Annotated in this window: 14 protein-coding genes and 2 pseudogenes; 6 read left to right on the forward strand and 10 right to left on the reverse strand. The window is 72.1% G+C overall.

Going from position 1 to position 16,719, the window contains the following annotated elements:
* Positions 1-14: 14 nt before the first annotated feature.
* The 3 genes from NOO62_RS23305 to NOO62_RS23315 form a co-directional block, all read right to left on the reverse strand.
* A complete protein-coding gene (locus NOO62_RS23305; RefSeq protein WP_268772834.1) occupies positions 15-1,073 on the reverse strand; it encodes a molybdopterin-dependent oxidoreductase in 1,059 nt (352 codons plus the stop codon).
* Positions 1,070-1,231 (reverse strand): hypothetical protein, encoded by a 162-nt coding sequence (locus NOO62_RS23310; RefSeq protein ID WP_268772835.1) that lies wholly within the window; start codon positions 1,229-1,231, stop codon positions 1,070-1,072. Before NOO62_RS23310 ends, NOO62_RS23305 begins: the two co-directional genes overlap by 4 nt.
* A gap of 158 nt (positions 1,232-1,389) precedes the next feature.
* A complete protein-coding gene (locus NOO62_RS23315) occupies positions 1,390-2,538 on the reverse strand; it encodes a lipase family protein (protein WP_414931006.1) in 1,149 nt (382 codons plus the stop codon).
* 371 nt (positions 2,539-2,909) lie between these two features.
* On the opposite strand from NOO62_RS23315, the gene NOO62_RS23320 reads away from it, so the two are divergent.
* A complete protein-coding gene (locus NOO62_RS23320; RefSeq protein WP_268772836.1) occupies positions 2,910-3,143 on the forward strand; it encodes a hypothetical protein in 234 nt (77 codons plus the stop codon).
* A 141-nt stretch (positions 3,144-3,284) separates the two neighbouring features.
* A pseudogene (locus NOO62_RS23325) lies at positions 3,285-3,578 on the forward strand (tetratricopeptide repeat protein); the annotation flags it as partial.
* A 434-nt stretch (positions 3,579-4,012) separates the two neighbouring features.
* Here the strand turns inward: NOO62_RS23325 and NOO62_RS23330 are convergent.
* Positions 4,013-5,152 carry an AraC family transcriptional regulator gene (locus NOO62_RS23330; protein ID WP_268772837.1) on the reverse strand — a complete coding sequence of 380 codons (1,140 nt, stop codon included), beginning with the start codon at positions 5,150-5,152 and terminating at the stop codon, positions 4,013-4,015.
* 143 nt (positions 5,153-5,295) lie between these two features.
* Here NOO62_RS23330 and NOO62_RS23335 point away from each other — a divergent pair, with 143 nt between their 5' ends.
* On the forward strand, positions 5,296-5,613 hold the full coding sequence (locus tag NOO62_RS23335; protein ID WP_268772838.1) for a hypothetical protein: 318 nt from the start codon (positions 5,296-5,298) through the stop codon (positions 5,611-5,613).
* A gap of 102 nt (positions 5,614-5,715) precedes the next feature.
* Entirely contained in the window at positions 5,716-7,488 is a 1,773-nt protein-coding gene (locus NOO62_RS23340; RefSeq protein WP_268772839.1) for an AMP-dependent synthetase/ligase, read from the forward strand.
* Between the two features lie 3 nt (positions 7,489-7,491).
* Here NOO62_RS23340 and NOO62_RS23345 read toward each other — a convergent pair whose 3' ends face one another.
* On the reverse strand, positions 7,492-7,806 hold the full coding sequence (locus NOO62_RS23345) for an AzlD domain-containing protein (protein WP_268772840.1): 315 nt from the start codon (positions 7,804-7,806) through the stop codon (positions 7,492-7,494).
* Positions 7,803-8,576, reverse strand: coding sequence for an AzlC family ABC transporter permease (locus NOO62_RS23350; RefSeq protein ID WP_268772841.1), 774 nt, complete (start codon positions 8,574-8,576; stop codon positions 7,803-7,805). Before NOO62_RS23350 ends, NOO62_RS23345 begins: the two co-directional genes overlap by 4 nt.
* 96 nt (positions 8,577-8,672) lie before the next feature.
* Between NOO62_RS23350 and NOO62_RS23355 the strand changes: the two genes are divergently transcribed.
* A complete protein-coding gene (locus NOO62_RS23355) occupies positions 8,673-9,242 on the forward strand; it encodes a helix-turn-helix domain-containing protein (RefSeq protein ID WP_268772842.1) in 570 nt (189 codons plus the stop codon).
* Positions 9,243-9,414: 172 nt separating this feature from the next.
* Here the strand turns inward: NOO62_RS23355 and NOO62_RS23360 are convergent, their stop codons facing one another.
* Positions 9,415-9,618 (reverse strand): cold-shock protein, encoded by a 204-nt coding sequence (locus NOO62_RS23360; protein ID WP_006138897.1) that lies wholly within the window; start codon positions 9,616-9,618, stop codon positions 9,415-9,417.
* 354 nt (positions 9,619-9,972) lie between these two features.
* Between NOO62_RS23360 and NOO62_RS23365 the strand changes: the two genes are divergently transcribed.
* Positions 9,973-10,809, forward strand: coding sequence for a menaquinone biosynthetic enzyme MqnA/MqnD family protein (locus tag NOO62_RS23365; protein ID WP_268775736.1), 837 nt, complete (start codon positions 9,973-9,975; stop codon positions 10,807-10,809).
* A gap of 35 nt (positions 10,810-10,844) precedes the next feature.
* On the opposite strand, the pseudogene NOO62_RS23370 reads toward NOO62_RS23365, so the two are convergent.
* From NOO62_RS23370 to NOO62_RS23380, 3 genes and pseudogenes are all read right to left on the reverse strand, one after another.
* Positions 10,845-11,070: pseudogene (locus NOO62_RS23370) on the reverse strand (hypothetical protein); the annotation flags it as partial.
* Positions 11,027-11,677, reverse strand: a complete 651-nt coding sequence (locus NOO62_RS23375) for a hypothetical protein (protein ID WP_268772843.1) — start codon at positions 11,675-11,677, stop codon at positions 11,027-11,029. The pseudogene NOO62_RS23370 and the gene NOO62_RS23375, both read right to left, overlap by 44 nt.
* Positions 11,678-11,720: 43 nt before the next feature.
* Complete coding sequence (locus tag NOO62_RS23380) at positions 11,721-16,496, reverse strand: FtsK/SpoIIIE domain-containing protein (RefSeq protein ID WP_268772844.1); 4,776 nt, start codon at positions 16,494-16,496, stop codon at positions 11,721-11,723.
* Positions 16,497-16,719: the final 223 nt, after the last annotated feature.

Below are 16,719 nucleotides of genomic sequence, written 5' to 3' on the forward strand. Positions count from 1 at the left end.
ATGAGGCGGGCGGCTTACGGGTGAGGCGAGCGGCTCGGGGGCCCGCCCACCGTGAACCGGAGCTCGTGCACGGAGTTCCGCGCGCCCGGCGGCGGCTGGACGCGGCCCGCCGCGTCCGTCGCGCGCGAGCGGACCGTGTGCGGGCCCGGCGCGAGCGTGCGGCGCAGGGAGAAGCCCTGCCAGGCCGGGTCGCCGCCGGGGACGTCCAGGGTGGCCGGCTCCCACGGGCCGCCGTCGAAGGACAGGTCGAGGCGGACGACCTCGGTCGTGCTCCACGTACGGCCGCGGAACGCCCACCCGGTGTAGGGCACATCGGCGTCCGGGGCAGGCGAGAGGATCTTGCTGTTGACGTCCAGTGCGCGCACCGGCTGCGGCGTGTCGTCCCCCGGGAGCGTGCGCGTGTAGAAGGTCGTCGTGAACACGTGCTCCGGGCGTTCGTCCGTCAGGACGATCCGCGTCAGCCACTTCACGGAGTTCGTGCCGAACATGCGCGGAACCACGGCCCGCAGCGGATACCCGTGCCGGACGCGCAGCGGCTCGCCGTTCATGCCGTGCGCGAGGAACACGTCACGGAGTGCGGTCTCCAGGGGGAGGTCCTTCACGTACGAGAGTCCGTCCTCGCCCTGGAAGGAGCCGGTGTCCGCGCCCTCGAAGAGCACGTGCCGGGCGGCGGGCAGCGGGCCCGCGCGGTCCAGGAGCGCGGCCAGCGGCAGGCCCGCCCACTCGATGTTCGTCACCGCGCGCGTGGGCGTGTCGGGCCGGAACGGGCTGCCGAAGCACTCGTGGACGGCGGTGAGCCGACCGGACGGCAGGGCGCGGAGCGTCGCGAGGCCCAGGCGCAGAGGGCGTTCCACCAGGCCCTCGACCGTCAGGGTCCAGGCCGCGGGGTCGATGTCGGGGAAGCCGCCGAGGTGGGTGCGGACGAAGACGTTGTCCGTCGGAGTGATGAAGTCGGGGCCGGGGGCCGGGTCCCCGTGCGAGGGGTCGCCCGGCGGCGGCGTCAGAGGAGCCGTGGACGCGGGGGTGGGGGCGGGTGGGTCGGGCGGGGTGCGCGGCGTGGTGGGTACGGTCATCGGGCGGCTCCCTTTCCGGGGCCTCCGGGTACACCGGGGCCCTCGGGTTCGGCGCCGGGCTCCGCCCCACCGCGGTGCGGCGCCGCGTCGGACGCCTTCATCGCCAGGACGAACAGGGCCAGCATGGCCAGGGACAGGGCCGTGGGCGCGATGAGCATGACGAGAATTCCCCCCGGGTTCTCGAAGTCGTACAGACCTCGGGTCGTACAGACCTCAGATCATGCAGACCTCAGTCGTGCAAACCTCGAGATCCTAGGGGGATTTCGTCGCGTGGGCCCACTCCTTTTCCGCCCCGCGGTACAGGGGGAGGCGCCGTTCAGCAGTTGCCGCGTGCCGCCTTCCCCGCGAACCGCTCCGCCAGCCACTGCGCCGCGAACGGCGACTGCGTCATCACGCCGCTGACGTGATCGCCGACCGGCACCGTGTGCCACTCCACGTTCGCCCCTCGCGCACACCAGTCCTGGCGGACCTTCTTGCCCACGGCGTACGGGATGAGCTCGTCGGCGAGCGCGTGGTACTGGTACACGGGCGCGTCCGGCCTGGCCGTGCCGACCTGGGACTCGGTCAGGCGCTGCTTCCAGTCGGGCTGTTCGAGGGGGTTCTTCGTGGTCATGGACGCGATCGTCTTGAACGCGCCGAGCACCGAGCCGTCCGCGACGCAGGAGTTGCGCAGGGCGCCGATGAGCTTCTTGCCCCGGGGGTTGAGGTAGGAGTCGAGCTTCAGCTCGGGGAAGGCCGCGTTCTGGCCGATCGCCGCCATGAAGATCAGGCCCGAGCCGTACAGGCCGTCGTTGAACTTCGCGACCCTCAGCAGGTCACCGGGTACGCCGCCGGTCGCCGTGCCCTTGACGTCGAGCTCGGGAGCGTACGAGCCGTGCAGCTCGGCCGCCCACGACGAGGCCTGGCCGCCCTGCGAGTAGCCCATGATGCCGACCGGCGTGTCCTCGCCGAGGCCCGCCTCGGGCAGCCGGATCGCGGCGCGGGCCGCGTCCAGCACGGCCTGGCCCTCGGCGCGGCCCACCGTGTACGTGTGGTCGCCGGGTGTGCCGAGCCCTTCGTAGTCGGTGACGGCCACCGCCCAGCCGCGCAGGGTGAGCTGCTGGATGAGGTTGCCCTCCACCGTGGTGCCCTTGGGGAAGCCCGCGCTGGGAGCGCAGTGGTCGCCGACGCCGACGGTTCCCACGGCGTACGTGATCAGGGGGCGGGGGCCCTTCCTGCCGTCCTGCGGCACGATGACCGTGCCGGAGACGGTGTTCGGCTCGCCCTTGGCCGTGGTCGAGCGGTAGTGGATCTTCCAGGCCTTGGTGTTGGTCGCCTGCCCGGGGAGCGGGTGGAAGCTGCTGGGCTCGGAGGTCACGATGTCGCCGGGGGAGTCGGCGGTCGCGGGGGCTGTGGGGGCTGCGGGGGCTGGAGGGGTGGCTGGGGTCGCGGCGTTCACGGTGTTCGCGGCGGGCGCGATGGTCATTGCGTCCATTGCGTCCGCTGCGTCCATTGCGTCCGCTGCATCCGCCGCGTTCGCGGTGACCGCGGGGGTGCCGGTGGGTGCGGCGGGGTGTCCCGCGGCGTGTGCCGCGGTGAGCGGGGTGATGGCCGACAGGCCGAGCGCGGCCACCACGGCCCACGCTCTGGCGCTGGTACGTGTGTGCATGCGGCTCTCCCGACTTTCCTCAGGGGCAGGGGTGTTCTGTCAACGACCGTAGAGACCGGCGGGTAATCGCCGGGATGACCGGGACGCTCACCTTCGTTGACCTCGGCTCGCAGGTATCCAGACCACCGTCTCGGCGCTACGTTCCCAGAGGGGGAGCCGCGCGGCTCGGAGCGATGGGGGTGTGGCGCATGCTCGATGACGCCATGGCAGCACTGGCGGAGGGCGACCCGGGTCGGCGGCTGCGCGGCGACGAGCGGATCTCCTGGCGCACCCGCTTCGGGATCGCCCTGGACGATGTGGACGACGGCGTGCGCCGGGCGTACACCGACGGGCTGCGGGAGCTCGTACGGGAGCTGCGGCCCGCCCTCGCGCCCAGCGGTCCGCCCGCGCGGGTTCGGTCGCGTACCGCACACAGGTGCTGACGGGGGAGCGCGAGGACAGCGGCGACGGCGTGCCCCAACCCGCGCCGCCAGCCCGTACCCCAACCCGCGCCGCCAGCCCGTCCGCCGGAAGCAGGACCCCCCCGGACTCTCCGACCCTCCGACCCCGAAAGGAGAACCGCCATGCCTGAAGAGACCAGTCAGTCGCGGCCCGCCCGCCTGGAGCAGGCCCTCGCCTGCTTCTACGAGGCGCGCGGCCTGACCGACCCCCAGGAGTCACCGGGCGTCTACGGCATCATCCTGCACGACATCGCCGACACCTACCGCGACGCCCGCGACCTCAAGGAGTCCGTCGAGTACTTCCGGCAGGCCGTCTCGTACAAGCAGCAGGCCGACAATCCGAGCGACCTCGCCACGACGATGACGGCGCTCGCCAACACGCTGGTCGCGTTGGGGGAGCGGACCGAGGCGCGGGACGTCCTGGAGCAGCTCGCCGCGGAGGTCCCGAAGATCGGGGACGCCGAGCGGCGCGCGGCCGTCCTGCACAACATGGCCCTCACCCACGAGGAGCTGGGCCGCATGGGAGTCGAGGGCGCCTACGCCGACGCGGTGGCCGGCTACCAGGCGGTGCTCGCCCTGGTCGACGGCGACTCCGACCCCGGCTGGTACGCGTCCGTGCTCAAGGACATGGGGGACGTCTACGACGCGCAGGACCTGCTGCCGCAGGCCCACGCCGCGTACGAGGAGGCCGTGCGCCACACCCGCCGCATCGAGTCCACGTCCGCCTCGCTGATCACCGTGCTGATCGCCCTCGGCCGTACCAGCAGGCGGCTCGGCAAGCAGGAGGGGGAGACGACGGTGTCCGGCGACGGCGCGGCGGTCAACGGCGCGCGCTTCGAGGTCGCGAGGCCTCAGCCGCGCGAGGCCTCCTCGGCGACCCCGGCGGAAACCCCGTCGGACGCGCCCCCGCCGCCGGACGGCCCGCCGGACAGTCCCCCGGGCGGCCCGCCTCCGGGCGACGACGAGTCGTAGGGAGGGACCCCCGCCGGGCGTTCCGTCTCCGTGCGGTACGCGCCCGGCGTCGTCCCCGTCCACCGCCGGAACGCCCGGTGGAACGCCGTGTCCTCGGAGAAGCCGAGCCGGGCCGCGAGCTCCGCGATCGGCTCGTGGCCCTCCACCAGACCGGCGATCGCCGCGTCGCGCCGCACCGCGTCCTTCAGCTGCTGGTACGACGTGGACTCCTGGGCGAGCCTGCGGCGCAGCGTCGCCGGGCTCACCGCGAGCCGCGCCGCGATCTCGCCGAGGGAGGGGAGCCGGGGCGAGGAGCGCAGGGCCCGGGCGAGGACGCGGCGCACCTGTTCGGCGACGGTCGTGCCGTACTCGCGGCGGCTGAGGAGTTCGAAGGGGGCCCGGCGCAGCATCTCGTCCAGCGCGTCCTCGTCCCTGACGAGCGGCGCGTCGAGCCAGTGCGGATCGAAGCCCGCGCCGGTCCGCTCGGCACCGAACCGCACGGGGCACCCGAAGAGCAGCTCGTACTCGTCCTTGTGCGGGGGCGGCGGGTGCCCGAACTCGGCCCAGCGGAGTGGGATGCGACGCCCGATGAGCCAGCTGCACAGCCGGTGCCAGATGATGACGAGGCACTCGGCGAGGAAGTAGTCCTGTTCGAGATCGTTGCGTACGCCGAACACCGCGTCGCCGCCGCGCCGTTCGAGGGCGAGGTCGGGCCCGCCGGGGAAGAGACCGTAGAACGTGGTGCCCCGCTCCACGGCCGCGCCGAGATCACGGCAGCCCAGCGCCGCCTGGCACATCATCGCGAACGTCCCCGGCCTGCTGACGGCGGAGCCGAGGCCCAGGAACTCGTCCTGCGTCGCGCGGTACAGCTCGCGGAAGAGCCGGGCGAACTGGGGCGCCGTGACCCGGGCCCGGTCGTCCCCGAGCAGGAGCGGCGGTATCTGCGCTCCGCGCAGCAGCGGCACCGTGTCCACGCCGTGCCGCTCGGCGCCGCGCAGCACGGCCCGTACGTGGTGCACAGTGATCGTCCGCCTGGCCATGACACGACGTTAGCGCCGGGAAGGTTGACCCAAAACACCGCGTGACAGCCCATCAGAAGCGGCTGGCGTTCGCGATGTCCGACCCGCACGGCCAAGACGCCACATGTGCTTCTTTCTGTTTCCATCGACGGAAGGTCACAGATATGTCCGGCATCAACACGGCCGGCGCGACCGCCAAGGACTACCCGCGCCTGCGCGAGCCGGACGGCAGCCTGCACCAGGAGTGGATCATCCGCCGCGTGCACGGCAGCGGCCAGGTCGCCCACGACGCGGACAGCTACGCGCTGCTCCCGCGCGTCCATCCCGAGTACGCGCTCGGCCCGCAGAACAACTACGTGTCGAACAACGTGTACGTGGTGCCGACGTCCATGTGGGGCGGCCCGCCCTCGATCTCGCAGTACTGGAAGCCGGTCTTCAGGGGCGAGAAGAGGGACCTGCCCACCAACGGCGGCATCGCCTGACCCCCGGCCGGGCGAGGCCCGGCCCGCGCTGAGCGCCCCGGCCAGTGGTGCTGACGTTCCGCGTCATCCCCGCGGCCGGGCGGGCTCCTTAGCGTCGTACGCATGCAGCAGACGCGGAAGGACCCCGTAGAGCCGCCCGAACTGCCCGGCACCCTGGCGCTCCTCGCGGAGTGGGCGGCGGAGCGCCACGCCGGACTGCCCGCCCTGCGCTTCCGGCGCGACGACGGTGAGTGGGCCGGGATGTCGTACGCGGAACTCCGCGACGCCACACGCCGGGTGGGCCGGGCGCTGCTCGCGCTCGGGGTCGGCCCTGGCGGCCGCGTCGCGGTCCTCGCCGAGACGCGCCCCGAGTGGACCTGCACGCACTTCGGTGTCCTCGCGGCGGGCGCCGTCGTGGTGCCGGTCTATCCGACGGCCGGTGACGACGAGGTCGCGTGGGTCCTGTCGGACTCGGGCGCGGAGGTCGTGATCTGCGAGGACGCGGCCCGGGCGGCGAAGGTGGAGCGGCTGCGGGACCGGCTGCCCGGCCTGCGGCGCGTGCTCCTCATGACGGAGATGCCCGGCGAACTCGGCACGCGGACCGCCCTGTTGCAGCGCGCGTCCGCGTGCCGCGCCACGGACCTCGCGACCATCATCTACACGTCGGGCACCACGGGCCCGCCCAAGGGCTGTCTGCTCACGCACGGCAACCTGCTGGCCGTGCAGGCCGCCACCGTGCCGCTCGTGGACGGCGGCCCCGGCGAGTCCACGTACCTCTATCTGCCGCTCGCCCACCTCCTCGCCCAGCTCATCGAGTTCACGACGCTCATCGCGGGCGGCACGCTCACCTACTTCGGCGGCCGCATCGAGGACGTCGTCTCCGAACTCGCCGAGGCGCGGCCCACACATCTGCCGTCCGTGCCGCGGCTGTTCGAGAAGGTGCGGTCCGTGGTGCTGTCGCTCGCGGAGGCGGAGGAAGGTGGCCGCGAGCGGTTCGAGGAGGCCGTCCGCATCGGGGTCCTCGCCGCCGACGGTGAGCTGCCCGACGAGTTGCGGGACGCGTACGAAGCGGCCGACAAGGCGCTCTACGGCCTGATCAGGCAGGCGCTGGGCGGCCGCGTCCGGTGGGCGCTGACGGGCGGCGCGCCCATCGCGCCCGACACCGTCGACTTCCTGCGGGCCTGCGGCATCGCGGTCTACGAGGGATACGGGATGACGGAGTCCGCGGGCGTCCTCACCCTCAACCACCCGGGGGCGGTCCGGTACGGGACCGTCGGCCGCCCCGTCGACGGCGTCGAGCTCCGCATCGCCGAGGACGGGGAGGTCCTGGCCCGCGGCGCCATGGTCTTCCACGGCTACCACAACGACCCCGGGGCCACCCGCGACGTCCTGGACGCCGGGGGATGGCTGCACACGGGCGACCTGGGGGCGGTCGACGACGACGGGTTCCTCACGATCACGGGCCGCAAGAAGGACCTCATCATCACCTCCGGCGGCAAGAACCTCACCCCGTCCCTGACCGAACTGGCCATCCAGACGTCACGGTTCGTCTCCCGCGCCGTGATGGTCGGCGACCACCGGCCCTACCCGGTCGCACTCGTCACCCTGGACGCGGAGGAGGTCACGGGGTGGGCGGCCCGGGAGGGCGTGACGCTGACCGTCCCCGCCGCCCGCGACCCGCGCGTGCGCGCCCTGGTCCAGGAGGCCGTGGACGCCGCCAACGCCACGGCCTCGCGACCGGCCCGCATCCGCGGCTTCACCGTCCTGGACGAGGACTTCACGGTGGAGGGCGGCCTGCTCACACCGAGCCTGAAGGTACGCAGGAAGGCGGTGACGGAGCGGTACGCGGAGGCGGTGGAGGAGTTGTACGAACGGGGCCCGGCCGCCAGGCTCTAAGGGCTACCGCACCCCGGCCAGCCGCAGCAGCGCCGTCGTCGCCGCCGCGCCCACCACGACCACGGCGAACGGTGCCCTGCGCCAGGCGAGCACCCCGCCCGCCAGCACCCCGGCGGGCCTCGCCCACCCCGCGAAGCCCTGCCCCTCGGTGAGCGCACCGGTGGCGAGTAGCGCGACGAGCAGCACGGTGGCGCCCACGGCCAGCATCTCCTGGACGCGGGCGGGGAGTTCGACGCGGCCGTGCAGGACGGGTCCGGCGAGCCGGAAGACGTACGTTCCGGCGGCCAGGGCGAGGACGCAGGCGAGCGTGGCGTTCATGAGGCGCTCCTCGAAGAGGCGGTACGGGGACGGCGGGGGCGTCGGGGTCCGCGGCGGGCCGCGAGCAGGCCGAGGAGGGCGAGGAGCACGGGCACCCCCGCGGGCAGCAGCGGCGCGGCGAGCACCGCGATGACCGCCCCGGCCGCCGAGGCCCGCCGTGCCGCGTTGTCGCCGCGCAGGGCGGGCAGCACCAGCGCGAGCAGCACCGCGGGGAACGCGGCGTCGAGCCCGAACCGGTCGGTGTCGCCGAGCGCGGATCCGGCGAGGGCGCCCGCGAGCACGGAGAGGTTCCACGCGACGAACAGTCCGGCGCCGGATATCCAGAAGGCCGCCGTGCGCTGTCTGCGGCCCTCCTGGGCGAGGACGAACGCGGCGGTCTCGTCGGTGACGAGGTGCGCGCCGATGAGACGCGCGGTCCAGGACCGGCCGAGGTCGTCGGCGAGGGCGAGGCTGAACGCGGCCGTACGGGAGTTGAGCAGCAGGCCGGTCGCCGCGGCCGCGACGGGGCCGCCGCCCGCGGTGAGGACGCCGACCGCGCTGAACTGGGCGGACCCCGCGTACACGAGCAGCGACATGAGGACGGGCACCCACACGGGTAGCCCGCCGCCGACGGCGATGGCGCCGAAGGAGACGCCGACGACGGCGTCGGCGAGCCAGACGAGCGCGATGTCGCGCAGGACGCCGGGCGGAAGGTCGGCGAAGCGGACGAGGCCGGTGGCACTCTCGTCCGTTCGGCAGGGCGGGTCGTCTGTTCGGTGTGGCGAACGCATGCGTCGTAGGATGGGCGGAGAGGATCGCGTTCGTCAAGGCGAACGATCGGTCCCCTGTACCGAACGCACGGGGTGGCAGGCGAGGAGAAGCACACAATGACCGACGCGTCCGGAGCGTCCCGCATGCCGCGCGAGTGGGTGGCCGCGGCTCTGCGCCGTGAGCGCACCAGGGCCGGGTTCTCCCTCTCCGAGCTGGCCAAGCGTGCGGGCATCGCGAAGTCCACGCTGTCCCAGCTGGAGGCGGCCACGGGCAACCCGGGCATCGAGACGCTCTGGGCGCTGGCTGTCGCGCTGGGCGTACCGTTCAGCGTGCTCGTGGAGTCACCCGCGCCCGCCGTGACGGTGATCCGCGCGGGCGAGGGCCCGACCATGCACGCGGAGAACTCCTCGTACGCGGGCACGCTGCTCTCCCCGGGCCCCACGGGCGTCCGGCGCGACATCTACCACGGCGCACTGGAACCGGGCGCGCCCCGCGAGTCCGACGCGCACATCCCCGGCTCGGTGGAACACCTGGTCATCAGCACGGGCCGCCTCCTGGCGGGCCCACGCGGCGAAACGGTGGAACTGGCCCCCGGTGACTACATGTCGTACCGCGGCGACGTCCCGCACTCGTACGAGGCGTTGGAGCCGAACACGACGTTCGTCATGATCATGCAGCACGTGTAGGGCCCGCCGCCCCCGGGACCGCACCGACGTCGCCCAAGGCCCAGGGGCCGGCAAAGGCAGGAGCCCCGTCTTCTCCGCTCGCGCGGAGGAGCGGGGCTCCTTGGGTACTGCTCTCAATCTCCGGATCTGGTCACCGGAGCAACCACACGCCCCACTCGCGTGGGGCGCCCGATTACATCGGGGTGACGTTCTCCGCCTGCGGGCCCTTCGGACCCTGCGTCACGTCGAAGGAAACGGCCTGGTTCTCCTCGAGGGAGCGGAAGCCGTTCGCGTTGATCGCGGAGTAGTGGACGAAGACGTCCGGGCCGCCGCCTTCCTGGGCAATGAAGCCAAAGCCCTTTTCAGCGTTGAACCACTTCACGGTTCCGGTAGCCATAAGCCCTCCTTGGGCCAAAGGGTTGCCCTGCTCCAGAACCAGCGATTGTTTAAACAACTGCATAAGTCTGAAAACGACGAGAGCCCGCGGAGTTACATGCTCCGCAGGCTCTGTACTGCAAGGGAAACCAAACTGCAACTTGCGGCGAGCTTAGCACGCAGGCAGGGGAATGCAATAGGGGGCAAGATCACGTCACCCGGAGGTTTGACGAGGCCCCCAGTGGGGTTGACGGGACACGTCCCGGCCCCGGCGCCCCGACCGTACCGCAAGGGGGCTAGCCTCGCCGATGTGGACAATTCTCCCCTGAACGCCTTCGCGGGGACAGGCGCCGAACATGCGCACGACTCCCGTCGCATTCCCCGGCCGCGCGTCGGTCACATCCAGTTCCTCAACTGCATGCCCCTGTACTGGGGCCTCGCACGCACCGGGACCCTCCTCGACTTCGAGCTGACCAAGGACACCCCCGAGAAGCTCAGCGAGCAGCTGGTCAGGGGCGAGCTGGACATCGCGCCGGTCACCCTCGTCGAGTTCCTGAAGAACGCCGACGACCTCGTCGCCTTCCCCGACCTCGCGGTCGGCTGCGACGGCCCCGTCATGTCGTGCGTGATCGTCTCGCAGGTGCCGCTCGACCAGCTGGACGGCGCCCGCGTGGCGCTCGGCTCGACCTCCCGGACGTCCGTGCGGCTCGCACAGCTGCTCCTCGCCGAGCGGCACGGCGTGCGGCCCGAGTACTACACGTGCCCGCCCGACCTGGGCCTGATGATGCGGGAGGCGGACGCCGCCGTCCTCATCGGCGACGCGGCGCTCCGCGCGAACCTCATCGACGGACCGCGGCTCGGCCTCGACGTGTACGACCTGGGGGAGATGTGGAAGGAGTGGACGGGCCTGCCGTTCGTCTTCGCCGTCTGGGCGGCGCGGCGCGACTACGCGACGCGGGAGCCGGAGGTCGTCCGCGCGGTGCACAAGGCGTTCCTCTCCTCCCGTGACCTCTCCCTGGAGGAGGTCGGCAAGGTCGCCGAGCAGGCCGCGCGCTGGGAGTCCTTCGACGCCGGCATCCTGGAGCGGTACTTCACGACCCTGGACTTCCGCTTCGGCGGCGCGCAGCTGGAGGGCGTGACCGAGTTCGCCCGCAGGGTCGGCCCGACGACGGGTTTCCCCGCGGACGTGCGGGTGGCGCTCCTGGAGCCGTAGGCGGCTCATCTGCCGGGGCCGGGACGGTGTCCGGAATTCGCCCGGACGAAATCGGGGACGTCGTCAGTCATCCACGTGCCCATTCCGGGCTGTCCCGGAATATCGCTCCCGTCGTAATAGTTCTTTGCGTCCGGATTGAGTACGGGCATCACCACGATGAACGTCAGGCTCTTCCCTTCCCTGGGCCAACAGCTCGAGGCCGGTCCCCATCCAATAGTTATTGGGATAGCCGTTGCCGCCCGGCAGGGTTATCCGTCCCGGGTTGAGTGAGAGCCGCGCGGCGCCTCTTCAGGTACAGGTGCACGAGCCAGCCGCCCGCCACCGCGCAGAAGACGGCTGCCGCGACGCCCGGCAGCCACAGGTAGGGGTACTGCTCGTGGATCCAGCAGGGCTCGCCGTGCGCGAAGCACTCCGGTCCGCGGCGGCGGCGCTTGGGCCTGGTCGCTCCGAAGCAGAGCAGGAGAAGCAGACACGTCAGCGCCACGCCGGGAAGAGCGGCGGCCGCCCGGCCCGACGCACGCAGCGGCTCCTTCTTCCAGTTCGCCCGCGACAGCGGCACGACGATCGCGGCGACGGCGGGCGGGGCGAGGAGCCCGATGGTGATCGCGAAGCCGTAGCCGCCGCCGGGCCAGGCGGGCGCGACCTCTCCCCACAGCGTGTCGCCCCAGGCCAGATCGGCCAGGCCGAAGAGGACCACCACGGCGAGGACGGCGAGGAACATCAGGGTGCCGAAGAGCCAGTTGGCCCGCTCCCCCTCCTCGGCCGCCCCCTTCCCCTTCCGCTCCCCCGACCGGCCGGAGGTCCGCGCCCCCGGCACGTGCTCGTACCGCAGCGCGGGCCCCGCGGCCCGCCGCCGGGAACTCCCCACGACCGCCTCCTCGCTTCTGTCAGGTCATCCGCCAGGTCATCCGCTACAGCGGAGTCGTCAACGTCGAGATCTCGCCGCTGCCGAGGTGCAGCATGCCCTTGCCCGGCGCCACCGGGCCGCCGACCATGCTGCGGGAGATCCTGAGCCCGATCAGATCGCCACTGGAGCTGTCCTGCGGCGACAGCAGAATGCCGCGGCGCCCCTTCTTCGCGTCGACCTGCCAGCCCGAGAAGCCGCTGCAGACGTCCTCCTCGTCACCGGCGAGGACCAGGGCGAGACCCAGGTCGGCGCCGCGCTGGATGATCCGCTTGAAGTGACTCGCCGCGTCCGCGTCCTCGAGGATCTCGGCGTCGTCGATGAGGACGACGACCGGGTCCTCCGGCGACGCCTCCGCCTCGTCGATGAGCTCCTCGAACTCGTCCTCGTCGATGTCGTCCCCGGTGAACACCTTCAGCACGCCCTCGGTGCCTTCGAGCGCCCGCAGCGGCGACTGGCGCGGCGCGGCGACGATGAGACGTACGCCCCGCGTACGGAACGAACGCGCCATGTTCATCAGGACCGTCGAGCGACCCGACTTGGCCGGACCCGCGATGACGAACGCGGGCACGCCTTCCGCCAGGTCGGGCCCGTACCCCATGACCTCGTCGCCGCCGATGCCCACCAGCGCCCACAGCTTGGAGCGCGAGGCGTCCGGGTCGCGCAGCTCCCACGCCTCCTCGAAGGAGATGCGGCTCGGCAGCGTGTCGACGCGGAACGGGCGGCGGTGGCGCGGCACGTCCGCGTCGCGGGCCGCGGCCCGCTCACCGATCGCGGCGATCGCGGCAGCCTGCCCCTGTCCGGTGGAGTCCTCGGAGAGCAGCGCGAACTGCGTCTCGGTGCCGCTCTCGTTCCTGAAGGCGCGGCCCGGCGCGATCTCCTCCGGGACCTTGCGGGCCGGGATGCCGAGCATCGAGAAGTCGGAGCGGTCGGCGAGGCGCAGGCCGTACTTGTCCTCGGTGAGGGAGGAGATGCGGCCCACCAGGAGCTGCCGGTCACCCGTCAGCACCATGTGGAGGCCGACGCTCGCGCCCTCGCGCATGATCGTCGTGATCTCGTCGGTCAGCGAACCGTGGTCGATCTCGCCGAGCGTGGGCAGCCAGCCCTCCCAGCGGTCGAGGAGTACGACGAGGTGCGGCAGCCGCTCGTCCTCGGCGGCGTCGGCCCGCTGCTCGCCGATGTCGGCGTACCCCTTGTCGGCGAGCAGGTCCTGGCGGCGGGTGAGTTCGCCCTTGAGGCGGTTGATGAGGCGCACCACGCGCTCGGTCTGGTTGCGGCCGACGACGGCGCCGCAGTGCGGCAGGCGGGTCAGCGCGTTGAGCGCGCCGTTGCCGCAGTCGATGCCGTAGAGGTGCACGTCGGCGCTGGAGTGCGTGCGGGCGAGCGAGGCGGCGATGGTCCGCAGGACCTGCGAGCGTCCTGAGCGCGGGGCGCCGCCGATCATCAGGTGGCCGAAGTGCGCGAAGTCCACGACGACCGGGCGGCGCGCCTGGTCGGCGGGGAGGTCCTCGACGCCGTACGGGGCGGGCGTGAGCGCGCCGGGGGCCGTGCGGGGCGCCGGGGCGGGGATCTCGTCGAGCAGCAGGGTCTCGCCGAGCGCGGGCAGCCAGGGGCTGTGCTGGGCGGGGATGCCGAGGGTCCGGTTCGCGTCGATGATCTCGTCGACGAGGACCTTCAGGTCGGTGATCTCCTCCTCCTCGCGGGCCTGCGCCTTCGGCTTCACGAGCGCGGCGCGGCCGAGGGCCGCCCAGTCCAGGGAGTCGACCCAGGGCGCGAGCAGCGTCGGGTCGGCGGCGCCGGGGCGGCGGCCACCGACACGGCCCGACTGGAACGGTACGAGGGAGGCGTGCCCCAGACGCACGTACGCCCGTCCCGGGGTGTTCTTGGAGATGTGCCCGGCCTCGGGGGAGTCGATGACGTCGCTGGACTCGCCGCCGTCCGTCACGCGCAGCGCGATGCGGAGGTTGGTGTTGGCGCGGATCTCGGGCGACACGACACCGGAGGGCCGCTGCGTGGCGAGGAGCAGGTGGATTCCCAGCGAACGGCCACGCTGAGCGATGTTCACGAGCCCCGTCACGAAGTCGGGCAGGTCGCGCACCATCGACGCGAACTCGTCGATGACGATGAGGAGCCGCGGCACGGGCGCGTGCGACGGGTCGCGCCGCACCAGGTCCTGGTAGTCCTCGATGTCCTTGGCGTCGGCGTCGGCGAGGATGTGCTCGCGCCGCTTGAGCTCGGCTCCGAGGGATTCCAGGGCCCTCTCCACGAGGTGCGCGTCGAGGTCGGTGACCATGCCGACGGTGTGCGGCAGCTTCACACAGTCCTTGAACGCCGACCCGCCCTTGTAGTCCACGAGGACGAAGGTCATGTTCTCGGGCGTATTGGCGACGGCGAGCGCGGCCACGATGGTCTGCAGCAGCTCCGACTTACCGGAACCGGTGGTACCGGCGATGAGGCCGTGCGGGCCGTCCTTGCGCATGTCGATGCCGAAGGGCCCGTCGTACGACTCACCGATGACGGCCATCGTCGACTGCCCGCCCGCCTGCCACCTCGCCGTGATCGCCCCGGCGGTCGGCGGCTCGAGCTGCAGCACGTCGAGCAACCGGCTCGACCCGGGCAGCGCGGAGTCCTCGGTCTCCCCGCTGATGTCGCGCAGCGGCGACACGGACCGCGCGACGCGCAGGCACCAGGCGGGGGTCACGAAGTCGGGCCGTACGTCGAGGAGCCGCTCGGCGCCGCTCATCTCGACGCGCAGCCGCAGCTCGCGCGGGGCGCCGGTCTGCTGCGGGTCGGGCGCGGTGGTGTGCCAGGCCTGGAAGGAGGGGAAGCCGCCGGGGGCCTGCTGGGGCATCGCGGGCCCGCTCGGCGCGCTCCCCAGGGCGCCGCCGCTCGCGTACGCGTTCGGGTCCGGGGCCGGCTTCGGCTCGGCGACGACGAAGGCCTGGCACTCACCGGGCAGGAACCGTTCTTCGGTATCGAGGCAGAGCGCGTACATGTGCACGGCGGGCCCTTCACGCAACAGCCGCACCACACCCGGCAGCGACCGAAGCCGCCGGGACCCGTCCCACACCACGACGATGTCGGGATCGGAGAAACTCGCGCCCTGACTCTTGTTGTCCTCGACGGCCTTGACCCTCGCATCGAGGATCTGGGTCAGCTCACCGATGCGGGCGCCGACGGTCTCGGCGTCCGTCCCGATGAGTACGTTGATGTCCTGACCGCCGGACGGCCGGGCGTGCGGCAGCCACCGCACCCAGTCCCAGCTCTCCCGGGACGTGGCCTCGGTCAGCACATAGAACTGCACGTCCATCGGACTGTGCAGGGTCGCGGTCTGCGCGACGGCCCAGCGCCCGAGCGCGGTGGCGGAGTCGTCGGGCCCCGCGATGCCGATGACACCGAGCCCCTTCAGCGGCAGCGCGACGGGCGCGTCCTCGATCTTCCACGTCACCTGCCGCCGGTGGTCGTCCTTCTCCGGGTCGTCGAGGACGACCTCGGAGGGCAGCTGCCCGGTCCCGAACCGCACGAGCAGATGATCGGCATCGGTACGCCGCCGCTCCCACAGGCGCGTACGGGGCCCGGTGGCGAGGGCGAGCACGGAGGCGGGATCGGGCACGGCATTACGCCGGTCGACCCGCTCGGCCACCAGCGCGTCCTGCGCATCCCGCTCGATCCGGGCCTTGGTCTCCTTGTACTCCTTGACCTGCTTCGCATGGGACTTGCGCCCGTGCTTCTTGTCCATGAAGTAATTGCCGAACAGCATGATGGGACTCAGTCCCGCCATGATCAGGTAGTACCAGCGATCGAAGATCATCGCGGCGACGACGGCACCGACCAGCGGAAACAGCGCCATCAACCACGGCAGTGGCCGCGCCTCGTACTCACGGGGCGGGCTGGGCAGCCGGAAACTGGTCTGCCGCTCGGGCGGCCGCAGCCGCGGCGGCCGGTTGTAGTCGAGCCCGGCACCGTCCTCGGACCACTTGAGGGCGGCGTTCGGAGGCGTGTAGCGGACGAGTTCGAGCAGCGTATTGCCCAGCGCGATCTGCCCCCCGAGCGGCCAGGCAACGGTATCGAGCCGCCCACTGCCCCCCTTGGCCCTCTCCCTCACCAGCTTGGCGCGGGCCTCCTTCCGCTCCTTCCACTCCTTGCGGGCCTGCCGCTCCCGCTTCTCCCGGGCCTTGCGGTCCTTCTTGGGCTCACCATCGACCGGCACCGCCGCCGAGACCGGCTCCGCCTCGTCCTCCTCGACCCCGAAGGGAGCGCCGTCGAGCGTCACCCCCTCCTTCTCCTCAGGGGTTCCGTGGAGGGTGGCCCGGCAGGTGCCGTCGGTTGCAACTGACAACGTCAGGGCGCGGCCGGGAAGCTCCGGATCGTCGATGCGGATGTACGAGGCGGGCCCGCTGCCGATGTCGTACCGCCCGATCCCGAGCCGGTGCACGGCGCCGGCGGCGGTACCGCTCGCGACGCGCAGCTCGACGAGCCCCGAGGGCTCACCCGGCAGGCACCCGGCGGGATCGTCGAGGCTGACGACGGCGCCTTCGCGCAGCGGCGAGGTGACGACGGTGGCGGAGGGATCGACGGCGTACCCGTCCACGTAAATGATCGGAGCGCCGCCGCCGGGCGCCTGCTGCCCGTGCCCGATCGGAATGACCTGCGCGCCGCTGTGGCCGACCTGCCGGGCCAGTTCCACCGCGATGTCCTGCACGGTGGACTCGGGATCGGCGTCGAGAACCACGTCGGCGGTGCCCCCGCCGAACGGATCGACGACGGTCAGAGTCAGGCGCACGATCGTCCTCCCCGGAGCTGAACAATGCGCCTGACGATATCCGCTCCCCCCTTCCCACAGGCAACGGCCCGTACACAGCCGCATCGCGGACCGGTACGCGCCGTCCCACCACTCCGAAGAACTCCATAGAAGAACTCCGTCGAAGAACTCAATCGAGGAACTTCTTCGCAGAACTTCGCACTCGCTCATAGCAGAGCTGTGACTGAACCGGGCTGTGATCCCC

It is taken from the genome of Streptomyces sp. Je 1-369 (assembly GCF_026810505.1).
Lineage (GTDB): Bacteria > Actinomycetota > Actinomycetes > Streptomycetales > Streptomycetaceae > Streptomyces.

Bases quoted from the DNA above. Each gene is read 5' to 3' on its own strand.
- NOO62_RS23320 (WP_268772836.1), top strand. From the start codon at position 2,910: ATGCTCGATGACGCCATGGCAGCACTGGCGGAGGGCGACCCGGGTCGG.
- NOO62_RS23315 (WP_414931006.1), bottom strand. From the start codon at position 2,538: ATGACCATCGCGCCCGCCGCGAACACCGTGAACGCCGCGACCCCAGCC.
- NOO62_RS23335 (WP_268772838.1), top strand. From the start codon at position 5,296: ATGTCCGGCATCAACACGGCCGGCGCGACCGCCAAGGACTACCCGCGC.
- NOO62_RS23360 (WP_006138897.1), bottom strand. From the start codon at position 9,618: ATGGCTACCGGAACCGTGAAGTGGTTCAACGCTGAAAAGGGCTTTGGC.
- NOO62_RS23340 (WP_268772839.1), top strand. From the start codon at position 5,716: ATGCAGCAGACGCGGAAGGACCCCGTAGAGCCGCCCGAACTGCCCGGC.
- NOO62_RS23355 (WP_268772842.1), top strand. From the start codon at position 8,673: ATGACCGACGCGTCCGGAGCGTCCCGCATGCCGCGCGAGTGGGTGGCC.
- NOO62_RS23345 (WP_268772840.1), bottom strand. From the start codon at position 7,806: ATGAACGCCACGCTCGCCTGCGTCCTCGCCCTGGCCGCCGGAACGTAC.
- NOO62_RS23330 (WP_268772837.1), bottom strand. From the start codon at position 5,152: ATGGCCAGGCGGACGATCACTGTGCACCACGTACGGGCCGTGCTGCGC.
- NOO62_RS23310 (WP_268772835.1), bottom strand. From the start codon at position 1,231: ATGCTCATCGCGCCCACGGCCCTGTCCCTGGCCATGCTGGCCCTGTTC.
- NOO62_RS23350 (WP_268772841.1), bottom strand. From the start codon at position 8,576: ATGCGTTCGCCACACCGAACAGACGACCCGCCCTGCCGAACGGACGAG.
- NOO62_RS23305 (WP_268772834.1), bottom strand. From the start codon at position 1,073: ATGACCGTACCCACCACGCCGCGCACCCCGCCCGACCCACCCGCCCCC.